This window comes from Glutamicibacter sp. PAEs-4 (assembly GCF_051161755.1).
In the GTDB taxonomy this organism is placed as follows: Bacteria; Actinomycetota; Actinomycetes; order Actinomycetales; family Micrococcaceae; genus Glutamicibacter; species Glutamicibacter nicotianae.
On record NZ_CP195017.1, the window covers coordinates 108615 to 123422 of the forward strand.

General features: G+C 63.8%; 16 protein-coding genes. 8 read left to right on the forward strand and 8 right to left on the reverse strand.

What is annotated here, in order from left to right:
- Positions 1-7: 7 nt before the first annotated feature.
- On the reverse strand, positions 8-352 hold the full coding sequence (locus tag ACR9WD_RS00535) for a helix-turn-helix domain-containing protein (RefSeq protein WP_052254094.1): 345 nt from the start codon (positions 350-352) through the stop codon (positions 8-10).
- A 57-nt stretch (positions 353-409) separates the two neighbouring features.
- Positions 410-1627, reverse strand: coding sequence for an MFS transporter (locus ACR9WD_RS00540; protein ID WP_190264379.1), 1218 nt, complete (start codon positions 1625-1627; stop codon positions 410-412).
- Positions 1628-1756: 129 nt separating this feature from the next.
- Between ACR9WD_RS00540 and ACR9WD_RS00545 the strand changes: the two genes are divergently transcribed.
- A complete protein-coding gene (locus ACR9WD_RS00545; RefSeq protein ID WP_073707952.1) occupies positions 1757-2266 on the forward strand; it encodes an amino-acid N-acetyltransferase in 510 nt (169 codons plus the stop codon).
- A 5-nt stretch (positions 2267-2271) separates the two neighbouring features.
- Here the strand turns inward: ACR9WD_RS00545 and ACR9WD_RS00550 are convergent, their stop codons facing one another.
- On the reverse strand, positions 2272-3072 hold the full coding sequence (locus ACR9WD_RS00550) for a DUF1206 domain-containing protein (protein WP_038993590.1): 801 nt from the start codon (positions 3070-3072) through the stop codon (positions 2272-2274).
- A 64-nt stretch (positions 3073-3136) separates the two neighbouring features.
- Positions 3137-4045 (reverse strand): A/G-specific adenine glycosylase, encoded by a 909-nt coding sequence (locus tag ACR9WD_RS00555; protein WP_038993592.1) that lies wholly within the window; start codon positions 4043-4045, stop codon positions 3137-3139.
- A gap of 123 nt (positions 4046-4168) precedes the next feature.
- Here ACR9WD_RS00555 and ACR9WD_RS00560 point away from each other — a divergent pair, with 123 nt between their 5' ends.
- Positions 4169-4786 carry a hypothetical protein gene (locus tag ACR9WD_RS00560; RefSeq protein WP_066144550.1) on the forward strand — a complete coding sequence of 206 codons (618 nt, stop codon included), beginning with the start codon at positions 4169-4171 and terminating at the stop codon, positions 4784-4786.
- Between the two features lie 4 nt (positions 4787-4790).
- Here ACR9WD_RS00560 and disA read toward each other — a convergent pair whose 3' ends face one another.
- Genes disA through ACR9WD_RS00575 form a run of 3 tightly spaced genes read right to left on the reverse strand, consistent with a single transcriptional unit; the run spans position 4791 to position 8444 of the window.
- Positions 4791-5864, reverse strand: coding sequence for a DNA integrity scanning diadenylate cyclase DisA (gene disA, locus ACR9WD_RS00565; RefSeq protein ID WP_038993593.1), 1074 nt, complete (start codon positions 5862-5864; stop codon positions 4791-4793).
- 34 nt (positions 5865-5898) lie between these two features.
- Positions 5899-7293 (reverse strand): DNA repair protein RadA, encoded by a 1395-nt coding sequence (gene radA, locus ACR9WD_RS00570; protein ID WP_073707954.1) that lies wholly within the window; start codon positions 7291-7293, stop codon positions 5899-5901.
- A gap of 35 nt (positions 7294-7328) precedes the next feature.
- On the reverse strand, positions 7329-8444 hold the full coding sequence (locus tag ACR9WD_RS00575; RefSeq protein ID WP_236641194.1) for an FUSC family protein: 1116 nt from the start codon (positions 8442-8444) through the stop codon (positions 7329-7331).
- 239 nt (positions 8445-8683) lie between these two features.
- Here ACR9WD_RS00575 and pstS point away from each other — a divergent pair, with 239 nt between their 5' ends.
- From pstS to ACR9WD_RS00605, 6 genes are all read left to right on the forward strand, one after another.
- Positions 8684-9799, forward strand: a complete 1116-nt coding sequence (gene pstS, locus ACR9WD_RS00580; protein WP_038993596.1) for a phosphate ABC transporter substrate-binding protein PstS — start codon at positions 8684-8686, stop codon at positions 9797-9799.
- 120 nt (positions 9800-9919) lie between these two features.
- Positions 9920-10855, forward strand: coding sequence for a phosphate ABC transporter permease subunit PstC (pstC, locus tag ACR9WD_RS00585; RefSeq protein WP_038993597.1), 936 nt, complete (start codon positions 9920-9922; stop codon positions 10853-10855).
- Entirely contained in the window at positions 10855-11994 is a 1140-nt protein-coding gene (pstA, locus tag ACR9WD_RS00590) for a phosphate ABC transporter permease PstA (protein ID WP_073707955.1), read from the forward strand. The genes pstC and pstA overlap by 1 nt, the downstream gene beginning before the upstream one ends.
- Before the next feature lie 48 nt (positions 11995-12042).
- Positions 12043-12822 (forward strand): phosphate ABC transporter ATP-binding protein PstB, encoded by a 780-nt coding sequence (gene pstB / locus ACR9WD_RS00595; RefSeq protein WP_434922487.1) that lies wholly within the window; start codon positions 12043-12045, stop codon positions 12820-12822.
- 202 nt (positions 12823-13024) lie between these two features.
- Positions 13025-13501: a hypothetical protein gene (locus ACR9WD_RS00600; protein ID WP_434922488.1), complete on the forward strand. Its 477-nt coding sequence runs from the start codon at positions 13025-13027 to the stop codon at positions 13499-13501.
- A gap of 82 nt (positions 13502-13583) precedes the next feature.
- Entirely contained in the window at positions 13584-13781 is a 198-nt protein-coding gene (locus ACR9WD_RS00605; RefSeq protein ID WP_038993600.1) for a helix-turn-helix transcriptional regulator, read from the forward strand.
- On the opposite strand, the gene ACR9WD_RS00610 is transcribed toward ACR9WD_RS00605, so the two are convergent.
- Positions 13778-14806, reverse strand: coding sequence for an anion permease (locus tag ACR9WD_RS00610; protein ID WP_434922489.1), 1029 nt, complete (start codon positions 14804-14806; stop codon positions 13778-13780). The two genes, ACR9WD_RS00605 and ACR9WD_RS00610, sit on opposite strands and share 4 nt — an antisense overlap.
- Between the last annotated feature and the right edge of the window lie 2 nt (positions 14807-14808).

The following is a 14808-nucleotide window of genomic DNA, read 5'->3' on the forward strand; positions in this document are numbered from 1 at the left end:
AAACTGCTCAGAATCTCTCGGGACGCAAAAGGATCTTGGCAATGCAGGCAGGGATCTGCTCCGTGGCAGAATGATCCCGTTCCCGGTAGGCGGACGGGGTTTCCCCCACCACTTCGGTGAAGCGTGTGCTGAAGGACCCCAGCGAAGTCCAGCCCACTTGCATGCAGGCATCAGTGACCGAGACTGACGCGCGCAGCAGATGCATGGCACGCTCAATGCGGCGGGTAAGCAAATAGGAATGTGGCGTCTCGCCATAGGCCCGCTTGAACTCCCTGGAAAAGTGCGCAGGAGACATGGACGCCCGCTGGGCCAATGCCGGCACATCCAAAGGCTCGGCATAGTTCCGATCCATCAGGTCCTTGGCACGGCGCAAATGCGCCAGTGCCTTCAGCGCTTCGGCATCCACTGGCTAACCTCGATTCCTGGCCCGCAGCACCAGGATTGCACCGAGCGCAGTCGAGCACAGGTAGATCCCGATGACCGCGATCCAGCCCGCGGTGAATCCACCGGCCGATCCCACCAGCAGGCCCATGGCCAGCGGCCCGACGGTGAATCCGCCGAACTGGCCTGCCGAGACGATTCCGCTGGCGCTGCCCAAGCGGCTTGCCGGGATCGCACGCAACAGGCCCGCCATGAGCACCACCGAAACTCCCAGGGCCGAGGCGCCATGCAGGGCAACCGCCAGCCAGAGCAGCGCCACCGAATGCATTTGCTGGGCCAGAAGGAAGCTGGCTCCGCCCGCAGTGGCCAGCGATGCCAACAGCAGCAGGAGCTTGGGCGCTGAAACCCCGCGGGCCATCATCTGCCCCCAGCCGACGCGGGCACTGACCCCAATGACTCCGGCCACCGCAGCGGTCAGGCCGCCGGCCACCAAGGAGAAATCCAGTTCGCGGACCGCAAAGAGCGCCAGATAGACATTGGTTGCCTGCACTCCGACGCCGTTGATGAAACCGAACAGGGCCAGCGCGAAAATGACGAACTTCGTCGAGGGGGCTGCCGCGGCGATCGGCTTGTCCGCACCTGCTTCCGGCCTTTTCGGTGCAGGCACGCTGAGCATGGGGGTGGCGCGGACTACTCGTACGGCGATGAGCGCGAGCACTGCGGCGAGCACGGCGCCAGCCAGCGACGCGCCATGCCAGCCGATGAACGCCGCCAGCAACGGGAACCCCACGCTGCCTACGAGCTGCGAAACCTGCACGCCTGACTGCTTGATGCCGGTCCAGGTGATGCGCTGGGCGCTGGGGACGCGCTGGGCAAGAATGCGGTTGGTGACCCCGTTGGGGAATGACTGCGCGAAGCCGGCCAGCCCGGATGCCACCAGCAGCAGGACGTAGCCGGCGGGAATTGCCGCCAGGCCCAGCGCAACCGCGGTGGTGCCAAAAATCAGCAGCATCAGCCTGGTATCCGGTTGCCTGTCCGAGAACTTCCCGAAGACGGCGTTGCCCAGTGCGGCGCAGCCAAAGCAGGCCGTCGCCAGCAGGCCGAACTGGGATTCGGTGATTCCCAAATCCCTGATGACCAGGTCGCTGGTGGCGCTCAACCCGTAATTAAGCAGGGGAGCGATGCCCACTGCGGAGAGCAGGATGGCAAGCAACCCGAATCCGGGGCGTGCTGTTCTAGCTGTCATCCGCATCCTTGCTCCCGTAGGGCTTCAATGTTCAAGCTTATTGTGGCAGTTCTGCGTGCAGGATGTTCCTTCCATGACATATCCAGCGACTTCTTCGAATCTGCAAACTGGGAGGCATAGGATCTAAACGTGAACTCTTTTACCGTCCGCCCAGCCAAGACCAGTGATGTCAACGCAATCCGCAATCTGGTGCGCCCCCTGGCCGAGGAACGAATCCTGCTGGATAAGGAAGCGGTCACCTACTACGAGTCCATCCAGGAATTCCTGGTAGCCGAGGATCCGGAGGGCAGCGTTGTCGGCTGCGGCGGCTTGCACGTCATCTGGGAGGACATCGCCGAAATCCGCACCCTCGCCACCTCCGATACGGTCCGCGGCATGGGGGTCGGGCACCTTTTGCTGGGAGAACTGCTCAAACGCGCCAAGGCTGTCGGGGTGTCGCGTGTTTTCTGCCTGACTTTCGAAGTTGCATTCTTCGAACGCCAAGGCTTCAAGGTGATGGCTGACCAGAGCGCCGTGGACCCCGCGGTGTACCAGGAGATCCTGCTCTCCCGGGATGAAGGCGTCGCTGAATTCTTGGACCTTGCACGGGTGAAGCCGAATACCCTGGGCAATACCCGCATGATCATTACGCTGGACTGATATTCCTACTCCATCCGGTCATAGCGGGCGCGGAACATCAGGAAGACCGCGTAGCAAACCAGGCCAGCACCGATGGCAATCAAGGCAACGGGCCCGAAGGGCTGGTCCTGGATGGCCTTCAACGCGCCATCGATGCCGCTGGCCTCTTCCGGGTCGCGCTGCACCGTGGCCACGATGAACAACAGGCCAACTGCACCCAGGACTGCGCCCTTGGCCGGGTAGCCGAGCATGCCTGAGAACTTCACCGCGCGGGAAACCTCCTTGTTTCCAGAACCCCGCAGATCCTCCAGGAACTTCTTGGCGGCTCCCTTGTAGATGTAATAGCCGGCCATGACCAGCATGCCGAGGCCGATGGCGATCAGCAAGGCCCGGCCAAGGCCTGTCTGCATCAGTTCGCCGCTGAAGCTGCTGGCGGTCTTTCCCGAATCGCTGGGATTCCCTGCGGCGAATCGTCCAAAGGTGAATCCGACAGCCAAGAACGATATCGAAGTAGCCGCGGACTTGAGCCTTTCCTTCAGCTTCTTCTCGGGCAAGAAGGCCTGCGCCATGGACCACAGGCCCAGCAGCAGGGCGCCGATTGCGCAGATCCACAGCAGAACCATGCCGAAGGGCTGGTTTGCCAGTGCGCCCATGGCTCCGCCCTGGTCGGCTTCCGCCTTGCGGCCGGCGGCGACAACAACTGCAAGGACTCCCAGGGTCGCATGGAGAATCCCGTTGGCGACGAATCCCAAGCGGGCGGCGCCCTCGAACCATGGATGCTCGGCTACGTGGCGAACCGTGCCGGCAGGGTCAACTGAAGCGTTCATGGGCTAAGCATAGGTACGCGCTGGCAGAGAAAGCCAGCAGGTACCCGCGTGTTCTTTGCCGGTCTCAGGAAGGCAGGCGGATGCGGTTATCCTCGGCGATCGCCAGGCCATCTTTCAGCAGCCCGGCCAGCGCGCGTTCACGCTGATCCAGCGGAGACTGCAACCGTGCAAGTGCCACATATCCTGCGTGCGATTCCTGGGCCAGATCGGCCAGGAATGACTGCTGCGGCACCGCCTCCTCATGTTCGCGCAGAATCGCCATGATGGCCCCGCGGACCTGGCGATCGGTACCCTTCCAAGCTTGGCCTTTCGGGGTGTAGTGCGGTGCCGGCTGCCCGCCGGCAACCCATGCGCACTGCTCGAACACCGGGCATTGCCCGCATTTCGGGCTGCGTGCAGTGCATACCAGCGCGCCGAGCTCCATCACGGAGACATTCCACAGATTCGCCGTCCGGTCATCTTCGGGCTGGACTTCCCTGGCCCGGGCGAACTCGCTGGCGCGCGGGCTTGGTTCGGGCAATGCCATGCCGCCAAAGAGCCGGGCATGCACGCGGCGGATATTCGTGTCCACGACGACGGTGCGCTCGCCGAAGGCGAAGCAGGCAATGGCGGCTGCGGTGTAGTCGCCGATGCCGGGCAAGGCCAACAGCTGCGCTTCGGTGCGCGGGACTTCGCCGTTGTATTCGGTGGTGATCTCCACGGCGGCGGCATGCAAGCGCTGCGCGCGCCGCGGATAGCCAAGCCGTCCCCAGGCCTTCAAAGCCTCGGACAGCGGTTCCGCGGCCAGATCCTGCGGCCGCGGCCAGCGGCGCATCCATTCTTCCCACACCGGCAGGACACGAACCACGGGGGTCTGCTGGAGCATGAACTCGCTGACCATGACTTCCCATCCGCTCACGCCAGGACGGCGCCAAGGCAGGTCGCGGGCGTTCTCTAGGTACCAGTCGTTGATGGTGTCGTGGATTTGCTGCACCCCACCACTCTAGGCCAGCGCACGGAAGACCCGGAATCCGAGGGAAAGCAGTGGGGAACGCGATGCACCCCGGATCCTACGCCATTACCGGGTTCGGGCAGTGCAATGAATTAGCCTTAATCCATGAGCAACGCATCAGGGGGGAAACCATCGGCCAGCGTCTACCGGCGCCGGCGGATTACCGTGGCAGTACTTGCCCTGGTGCTCATCGGCCTGATCGTCTGGGGCGTCGTTGCCCTGGTGGGGGTCTTTGCCCCCGATGAGCAGGAAACTGCGGGCAATGAACCGACCGCCCAGCAGACACAGCCGGTCCCTTCGCCATCGTCCGAACCGGAAGAGGATGAAGATTCGGGCAAGATGTGCAGCGGCGACGAGATCGAGGTTACCGCGACGACCGATGCGAAAAGCTACGCCTCGGACAAGAAGCCGACATTGATTCTCGGCATCGAGAATGTCTCCAAGCGCGAATGCGAGGTGAACGTCGGAAGCACGCAGCAGGAGTTCCTGGTTTCCAGCGGTTCTGACCGCATCTTCTCCACCGTCGACTGCCTCGAGAACGCAGAGGACGTAATCCTGGCCTTCAAGCCAGGGCAGAAGGAGAACTCGCGCTTCACCTGGAACCGCGAGCGTTCGGCTCCCGGCTGCAAAGCTGTCAGCGTGCAGCCGCGTCCGGGAACCTACAAGTTCACGGCGGCTGTCGGCGACTTCGTCTCCGAGCCGGTGACCTTCACCCTGGAGTGAGCGCCTAAATGTAGCGGTCCAGCAGCGAGGACTCGGCCATGCGTGCGAGCCCTTCGCGGATGGAGCGTGCACGCTGCTCGCCGACGCCTTCAATTTCCATAAGCTGGCTGGTGGACGCGGACATCAGCAGCTGCAAGTTGTCGAATGCCGCCACCAGGCGATCTCCCACCACCTTGGGAACAGTGCGGATCTGCGAGAGCAGGCGGTATCCCTTGGGGGTCAGCTGGTCGTCCTGGCCAATGCTGGAGTGCGGGAACAGGATCTTGGTCAGCCCGTCGAGCTCGACCAGCTGCGCGTCGGACACTTCATGCAGGGTCTCCAAGGCGTGCTCGATATCCAGCTCCTGGCCCTCGGCGTCGGAATAGTCCCGCAGCAGCAGCTCGTTATCTGCCTGGATGCCGGAGAGCAATTCGGCATGCTGGGCTGCCAGCAGGCGCCCGTCGATGCCCAGCTCCAGCACGTAGCGGGAGATTTCCTCGCTGGTGCGGCGCAGCATCTCGGTGCGCTGCAGCACTGCCAGCACCTCCCGCGCAGTGGCGACATCCTCGATCTCCGCCGCTGACAGGGCGCTGGTGACCTGGTCCAAGCGGTGGCGGTAGCGTTCCAGGGTGGCAATGGCCTGGTTGCCGCGGGCCAGCAGGCGCTCGGCAGGCTCGAGCACATGGCGCTCGCCGTCGGCATAGAGGGTGATGGTCTGCATCGACTGCGACACCGAAATCGTCGGGAACCCGGATTGCGCGGCCACGCGTTCCGCGGTGCGGTGGCGGGTGCCGGATTCCTGGGTTTCAATCTGCGCATCCGGCATCAGCTGCACGCCTGCCTGCAGGATCTGGCGGCCGGTTCCGTCCAGGATGATCGCACCGTCCATCTTGGCCAGTTCGCGGATGCGGGTCGGCGTGTATTCGGTGTTGATCCGGAAGCCGCCGGAGCTGATCGACTCGACGAGCTTGTCGTGGCCGAGCACGATGAGGGCGCCGGTGCGGCCGCGCTGGATCCGCTCCAGGCCCTGGGCGAGTTCGGTACCCGGGGCAATCTGGGCCAGAACGGCAAGGAATCCGGGGGTGGGGTGCGCTTTCAACTGGCGTCCTTTCGGCGGGCGGCAATAATCAAGTTTATCGCGTTGGCTTCTGCCGCTGGTTGAAGGCGATATCCAGGGCCTGGGCGATATTCTCCACCTGGAACACGCGGATGCCCTCGGGGATGTTCTTCAACGGTTCCGGGGTAGCCGGGGCCATTGCGAAGGAGAATCCCAGGCGCTGGGCTTCGATGATGCGCCGCGAGATCTCGGGCACTTGCCTCACCTCGCCGGCCAAGCCTACCTCGCCGAAGGCCACGAAGTCCTGCGGCAGCGGGAACTCGTTCATCGACGAGGCCAGGGCCAGCGCGCAGGCCAGATCCGATGCCGGTTCGGCGATCTTGACGCCGCCCACCGTGGCAATATAGGAGTCCATGGACGACAGATCCATATGCGCGCGGGCCTGCAGCACCGCCACGACCATCTGCGCCCGTGCCGCATCCAGGCCGCTGGTGGCCCTGCGGGCGGCCGGGGCATTGCTGCGGGAGAGCAGGGTCTGCACCTCGGCCACCAACGGCCGGCGGCCTTCGAGGGTGACGGTGATGCAGGTGCCCGGAACCGGGTTGCGGGTTCGCGTGACGAACAGCTTGGAAGGATCGGTCAGCGATTCGATGCCGTCCTCATTCAGGTCGAAGCAGCCCACCTCATCGGTGGCGCCATAGCGGTTCTTCAGCGCGCGCAGGATGCGCAGCCGCGAATGCTTCTCGCCATCGAACTGGCAGACCACATCCACCAGGTGCTCGAGCAGCCGCGGGCCGGCGACCGACCCTTCCTTGGTGACGTGGCCGACCATGATGGTGGACATGGCCCGGGTCTTGGCCGCGTTGATGATCGACGCGGCGACCTCGCGCACCTGGGACACGCCGCCGGCCGCGCCGTCCACCTCTGCCGAGGAGAAGGTCTGCACCGAGTCCAGGATCAGCAGCTGCGGATCGATCTCCTGGATCTGCCCCAGCGCCAGGGCCAGGTCGGTTTCGGCGGCCAGGAACAGCGTATCGGCGATGGCGTTGATGCGTTCGGCGCGGGACTTGACCTGCGCGGCCGATTCCTCGCCGGTCAGATAGAGCACGCGCAGGCCGGTCTGCGCCGCTTTCGCTGCGACGTCCAGGAGCAGCGTGGACTTGCCTACGCCGGGTTCTCCGGCGAGCAGGATCGCGGCTGCCGGGACCAGTCCGCCACCGAGCACGCGGTCCAGCTCGGACACCCCGCTGGGGCGGAAGGCGGCTTCGGAGCCGTCGATCTGCGCGATCGGCTTGGCCGGGTGGGCGACTTTGGCCGCGGCCACGGTGCGGGCGGAAACGACACCCACTTCTTCGACGGTGCCCCAGGCCTGGCATTCGCCGCAGCGGCCCACCCATTTGATCGTGGTCCATCCGCATTCGGAGCATTTGAACGATGCGCTGGATTTGCTGCGGGTGGAAGTTTTGGCCATGGCTCAATGCTATCGAGCCATGCGGACATTTTTGTTCAGGAGAGCTTGGGCAGCACTTCGATGGCTTCCTCGTGCACGCGGCCGGCTGCCTCGAGCAGATCCACCACCATCGGGCGCAGCAGCAGGACAAGGCCTTCGCCCTGGAGCCCTTCGACTCCCAGTGCGCGCGGATCCAGCTGGGCGGCGACTCCTTCCAGCTGCTGCTGGGCGGACTTCTCGTATTTGCGCTGGCCCGCCACCGTGGTCTCGCGCACCGAGTGCGCCAAGGTGTTGACCGCCTCGGACAGCTCGCGCATCAGCGGAGCCAGGGTTTGCGCGCCTTCCGGGGTCAGCGCGCTGTTACTGAGCACGGAAGCCAGCCGCCGGGCGAAAACCCGCGAGTTGCGGGCGGCCCAGTCGTAGTGGTTGAAGCGCTTGGACAGCCGGTTCAGCTCGTGGCGGTGGCGCCGCCCTGCGGGGGAAATCGTGGCGATTTCCTTGGACGCGCGGAAGGCGGCTGGCAGCTTGTCCAGATGCTTCTGGGTGCCGCGTGCCTTGATCAGCGCGTGGAATGCGGAGCGCCGGTCATCGTCGCGGATGGCCCAGGAGCATTCCAAAAGCGCTTCGGAAAGCTCCTTGAACAAATCCGATAATGCGGAAACCGGACTGCGCCTCGGGTCGGTGGGCCAGAAAATAATGACCAGCAGGGCGAGCAGGGAACCGGTCAGGGCATCGATGGAACGGGCAAATGGGCCGTCGGCGCTGATCGGCAGCAGCACCACCAGTGCCGATTGCATACCCAGCTGGGTGGAGAAGATTGCACCCGAATCCAGGTAGCGGGCTATGACCAGGCTGAGCGACATCACCAGCGCGGCCTGCCAGATACCCTGCCCGAACCAGTGCATGAGGGTATCGCCCAGGGCCACGCCCAGGGTGCATCCCAGGGCGACCTCGGCGGTTTTGCGCACCGTGGTGGAGGCGCCGAAGCCCAGCGAAACCAGCGCGCTGGTGGCCGCGAAAATCGGCTGGGAGTGCCCCCAGATGCTTTCGGCGATCCAGAATGCGCCAATGGCGCCCAGGGTCATGCGCAGGATTCTGGGCAGGGAATTGCGCGAGCGTATCAGCCCGGCGCGATTGCGCTGCGCCAAGAATCCGAATAGTTGCGCTGGCATGCGCTTCACTTTCCGCCCAGTTGCCATGGCTTCAGTCTTCCATGGGTTGGGCGGGCGGCGGCAGAAGCTGCCGGGATATTGCGCTGGTGAGCAGGATCACCTGCCTGTGGACAAGTTGTTAACCTTCTGTTCACCTTCGCCGGGGGAGCTGGTTACTTTCGATCTTTAACGTCGTAGATGAAGCGGAGAGAAGCCGCTGAAAGTTTTACATCGATCTACCAACATGGGGAGTAAATCTCGTGAAGCTCAACCGCTTTGGCAGCGCAGCTGCCGTTCTTTCCGTCGCAGCACTCGCACTGACCGCCTGCGGCTCGGATAACCCAACCGCCGCTGCCGGTTCCGAAGGCGCAGAGACCTCTGCTGCATCCGGTGTCACCGGTACACTGACCGGCATCGGCGCATCCAGCCAGAACTCGGCCATGGAAGCATGGGCCACCGGCTTCAAGGCTGCCAACCCGGACGCCAACGTGCAGTACTCGCCAGACGGCTCCGGCGCAGGCCGCGAAGCATTCCTGGCAGGCGGCGCGCAGTTCGCCGGCTCGGATGCCTACCTGAAGGAAGACGAGGCCGCCAAGGCCAAGGAAGTTTGCGGCCCAGAAGGCGCATTCAACATCCCGGCTTACGTCTCGCCGATCGCGATCGCCTTCAACCTCGAAGGCGTTGAAGAGATCAACATGGACGCAGCCACCATCGCCAAGGTGTTCAAGAAGGAAATCACCAAGTGGAACGATGAGGCCATTGCCAAGCAGAACCCGGACGTGGAGCTGCCTGATACCGCAATCACCGTTGTGCACCGCAACGACGAGTCCGGCACCACCGAGAACTTCGTCGAGTACCTGAAGGCCGCAGCGGCTGATGTCTGGACCTACGATGTCTCCGGCGACTGGCCAAGCGACATCCAGTCGGAGAACGCCAAGGGCACCTCCGGCGTGGTTTCGACCACCACTTCGACCAACGGCGCCATCACCTACGCTGACTTCTCCGCAGTGGGCAACCTGTCCACCGTGAACGTCAAGGTTGGCGATGAGTACACCAAGATCTCCGCCGAGGCAGCTGCCAAGGCCCTCGAGACCGCAACCCCGGTTGAAGGTGCGGCCGAGAACGACCTGGCCCTGGATCTGGAGCGCGACACCACCGAAGCGGGCACTTACCCAATCGTCCTGGTTTCGTACCACATCTTCTGCAGCAGCTACAAGGACCAGGCAACCGCTGATCTGGTCAAGGCCTTCGGCAACTACGTCATCTCCGAAGACGGCCAGAAGACCGCCCAGGCTTCGGCAGGCAACGCCCCAATCTCGGCATCCATCGCCGAGAAGGCCAAGAAGTCGATCGACGGCATCACCGTCGCCGAGTAGTACCCCGCCGGGCAACCGGCAACAGGTGCGGGTGGCCGAACTCAACCACCCGCACCAGCAGTACCCCTCCACCCCCGCAGTGAAAACTGCATCACCCCCCGTTTCGTAAAGGCTCTAGCCATGACTACCAATGCTTTGACAAGCAAGTCATCGACTTCCGGCCGCGCTGGTGACAAGGTCTTCTCCGGCGCCGCACTGGCTGCCGGTGTCCTGATCCTGATCACGCTCTTCGCGGTCGCGGTCTTCTTGCTGATCCAAGCCCTGCCGACGTTCTTAGCCGATCCGGCTGAGATTTCCGGTGGCGAAGGATTCTTCGCCTACATCTGGCCGATTGTCATCGGCACCGTTATCGCAGCGGCTATCGCGCTGCTGATCGCCACCCCGATCGGCATCGGCGTGGCACTGTTCATCTCGCACTTCGCTCCACGCAAGGTCGCCGGCCCGCTGGGCTACCTGATCGATCTGCTCGCCGCGATCCCCTCGGTGATCTACGGCGCATGGGGCTACATGGTGCTCGCTCCGGCTCTGGTTCCAGGCTACGAATGGCTGGCCAAGAACCTGGGCTTCATCCCGCTCTTCGAAGGCCCGGCCAGCCAGACCGGCAAGACCATGCTCACCGCCGGCATCGTGCTGGCAGTGATGGTCCTGCCGATCATCACCTCGCTGAGCCGCGAAATCTTCCTGCAGACTCCGAAGCTGCACGAAGAGGCCGCCCTCGCCCTGGGTGCAACCCGCTGGGAAATGATCACCACCGCGGTGATACCCTTCGCCCGCCCGGGCATTATCTCCGCCGTCATGCTGGGCCTGGGCCGCGCCCTGGGTGAAACCATGGCCGTCGCGCTGGTGCTGTCCACCGGCAACCTGATCCCGTCGCTGATCAAGACCGGCAACCAGACGATCGCCGCGGAAATCGCCTTGAACTTCCCTGAGGCCTTCGGCCTGCGCCTGGCAGAGCTGATCGCCGCCGGCCTGGTCCTGTTCCTGATCACCCTGGTCGTGAACATGATCGCTCGTGGAATCATCGCCCGCCACAAGGAATTCTCGGGAGCCAACTGATGAGCACCATGACAACCAACCAGAACAGCACCTCGGGCAACCTGACTCCTCCGGTGCGCAAGCGCAACTCCCTGGCCAAGGGCAAGCTGCCGAAATGGGCCATCTGGGCCATCGCCGCAGGCTCCATCATCATCGGCGCGGCAGCGTCCACGCTGACCGGCTTCAACGTGGCCTCCTTCGCCATCTACTCCGCGATCATTTTCCTGGTGGCCGCCTCGGTAATCACCACCGTTGCCGAAGGCAAGCGCCGCGGCAAGAACGCGATGTGGACCTACCTGATCTACGCCGCCTTCATCGTGGCAGTGATCCCGCTGGTATCCGTGCTCTACACGGTGCTGGAAAAGGGCATGCCGGGCATGAACAGCCACTTCCTGTTCAGCTCCATGAACGGTGTGACCGGCGCGGTGGACAACGAAACCGTCGCCAATGGCACCCCGGTGGTCGGCGGCGCGTACCACGCGGTGATGGGCACCTTGCTGATCACCCTGTGGGCTACCCTGATCTCCGTTCCGGTTGGCATGCTGACCGCTGTCTACCTGGTGGAATACGGCCAGGGCAAGGCGCTGTCCAAGGCGATCACCTTCTTCGTCGACGTGATGACCGGCATTCCCTCGATCGTCGCCGGCCTGTTCGCGGCGGCCTTCTTCGGCATGATCCTGGGCCCGAACGCCCGCATGGGCATTGTCGCAGCGGTCGCGTTGAGCGTGCTGATGATCCCGACGGTGGTCCGCTCCACCGAGGAAATGCTCAAGATCGTCCCGAACGAGCTGCGCGAGGCATCCTACGCACTGGGCGTGCGCCGCTGGCGCACCATCTTGAAGGTGGTCATCCCGACCGCGATCTCCGGTATCGCCTCCGGTGTCACCCTGGCCATCGCCCGCGTGATCGGCGAGACCGCACCGATCCTGGTCACCGCCGGCATCGCAAGCAACATCAACCTGAACGTCTTCGCGAACTGGATGTCCACGCTGCCGACCTTCATCTACTACCAGATCCTGACCCCGACCAGCCCGACGAACATCGACCCGTCGGTGCAGCGTGCCTGGGCCGCAGCCCTGCTGCTGATCCTCATGGTGATGGCGTTGAACCTCCTCGCCCGCCTGGTCGCTTCGATCTTCGCCCCAAAGAAGGGCCGTTGAGCCTAGGCTCCGGTCCGGACAAACCCAAACTTTTTCAAGGATTACATCATGGCAAAACGCATCGACGTCAATGACCTGAACGTCTACTACTCCAAGTTCCTCGCCGTTGAAGGCGTCTCGATCAACATCGAGCCGAAGTCGGTTACCGCATTCATCGGCCCATCGGGTTGCGGCAAGTCCACCTTCCTGCGCACCCTGAACCGCATGCACGAGGTCATCCCCGGAGGCCGCGTCGAGGGCCAGGTCCTGCTGGACGGCGACGACTTGTACGGCGCGGGCGTGGACCCGGTGACCGTGCGCAGCCAGATCGGCATGGTCTTCCAGCGCCCCAACCCGTTCCCGACCATGTCCATCAAGGACAACGTGCTGGCCGGCGTGAAGCTGAACGGCATGAAGATCTCCAAGTCCGACGCCGACGCGCTGGTGGAGAAGTCGCTGCGCGGCGCAAACCTCTGGAATGAGGTCAAGGACCGCCTGGACAAGCCGGGCTCGGGCCTTTCCGGCGGCCAGCAGCAGCGCCTGTGCATTGCCCGCACCATTGCGGTCAAGCCCGACGTGATCCTGATGGACGAGCCGTGCTCCGCGCTGGACCCGATCTCCACCCTGGCCATCGAGGACCTGATCAACGAGCTGAAGAACGACTACACCGTGGTGATCGTGACCCACAACATGCAGCAGGCCGCCCGCGTGAGCGACAAGACCGCGTTCTTCAACATCGCCGGCACCGGCAAGCCGGGCAAGCTCATCGAGTACAACGACACCGCAGCCATCTTCTCCAACCCGGAGCAGAAGGCCACCGAGGATTACGTCTCCGGACGCTTCGGATAAAGATTTCGGCTACCGCCGCTCCTTGAGCGGATGGTAGACGGACCGGAAGGGGGGTCTTCCGGGGATCCTGGAGGGGATCACCGCCAGCGGCGCACCGATTGCGGTGCGCCGCTGCACTTTAACCATTCACGTAAAGCTCCCTTGACTGTAAAGCGACCTTGTCAGTAAAGTGAGGTTTACATTTATTGGAAAGGGGGCAGTGGTGGATTCAAAAGAGTCAGTTGGCCAAAGCAAATGGGGTCGTTCGCGATTCGGCGGATCGACAGCCCTGCTGATCATCCTGTCACTGCTCGGGGGGCTGGTGCTCTGCGCTGCCATGGCGCTGATCTGGTGGACATTCGGCCCCGAAGCCGATCAGCAGAGCAAGATGCTGTCCGGACTGGTCTTTGCACTGCTGATGCTGCCCGCTGCGTCCGCCTTGTGCTGGGTATTCATGCTGGACAGGGATACTCTGGCCGGAGCTGTGCGGGATCCGGAATCATCCATCGAGGGAAAATGGTACGAAAAGGCGGTTTTCGGAGCATTTCATGATCTGATCGCCCTGTGCGGATTGGGCGCCATGGCGCTGGGTTTGCTGCGCATTGACGTAGAACCGGTGATGCTGCTTGTCGGGGTCGTTCTGCTGGCTGCCGTAGACGTGCTCGTGCGCTACCTGGTGATCAAGAAGGTGGAAGGCTGATGCACAAGCGCGATTCCGATTCCCGCGCCGTAGCATCGGCCCGCTCGCGCTTCGTGCAACCGAGTAAGCGAGCCGAAAGCTAATGGAGAACAATCTCAGTGAATACCGCAGGGAACGCGGGTTCTCCCAGCAGGCATTGGCGGACCTGCTCGGCGTCTCGCGCCAAACTGTCATCTCGCTCGAAAAGGGCCGCTACGATCCGTCCTTGCCGCTGGCCTTCAAGCTATCTGCGGTCTTCGGCTGCAGGATCGAAGACCTCTTCGTTCCGGGCGAAAACTAGGCGTTGCCCAGCAGCGGATGCACCGCCAGCGTGAGGATCGCGCCGCAGGCAACGCAGACCACCGGGGTCAGTACCCAGTGCAGCAGCACCTTGGTGACATTGCGCCACACCACCGATTCGAAAGCCTGGTTACTGCCGGCGCCGACGATGCCGCTGGTGACCGCCTGCGTGGTGGACAGCGGCAGGTGCAGGATCAGCGAGCCGAGGAACAGCATGGCCGCGGCCACGCCTTGGGCGATCATGCCGCGCAGCGGATCGAAGTTCACCAGCCGGCGGCCGAGCGTGTAGGTGATGCGCCATCCGCCTAGGAGCACGCCGAGGCCCAGCGCCGTGCCGGCGGCCAGCTGGATGGCCCAGGTCACGGGTCCCGGGTCCATCGCATGCCCGGTGATCAGCACCAGTGCGATCATCGCGCCGGTGCGCTGGCCATCTTGCAGCCCCAGCCCCAGCGCTACCGCACAGGCGGCAATGGCTTGGCCTGCGCGCGAGCCGTTGTTGACCGAACCCGAGGAATTATGGCGCATCAGCCAGGTCGCCGGAATCACCAGCACGTAGGACAGCAGGTAGGCAATCACCGGGGTGATCAGCAACGGCAGAAGCACCGAGCCGAGCAGCAGCCCCCAGGCACCGGACATCGGCAGGTCGCCCATGAAGGCCGAGGCGCCGCTGGCGCCCACCAGTCCGGAGAACAACGCGTGGGTGGAACTGACCGGCAAGCCGCGCCACCAGCAATACAGTCCCCAGGCGCCGGCGGTCAGCAGGCCGCAGATCAGCAGCTTCAAGCCGACGACGCCATCGGGGACGTTGAAGTTCAGCTTGTCCACCAGCGCCACGCTCAGCCCCGAGGTGGCTAGGGTGCCGAGGAAGGCGAATACTGCCGCCACGGAGACCGCTATGGCCGGGCGCAGCGCCCTGGTGCGCACCGAGGCCGCAACCGCGGTGGAGGCATCCCTGAAGCCGTTGAGCACGCCATAGCCCAGCGTGAGGACGATCGCGATTCCGGTGAGGACCGAAAGGATGGTCATGT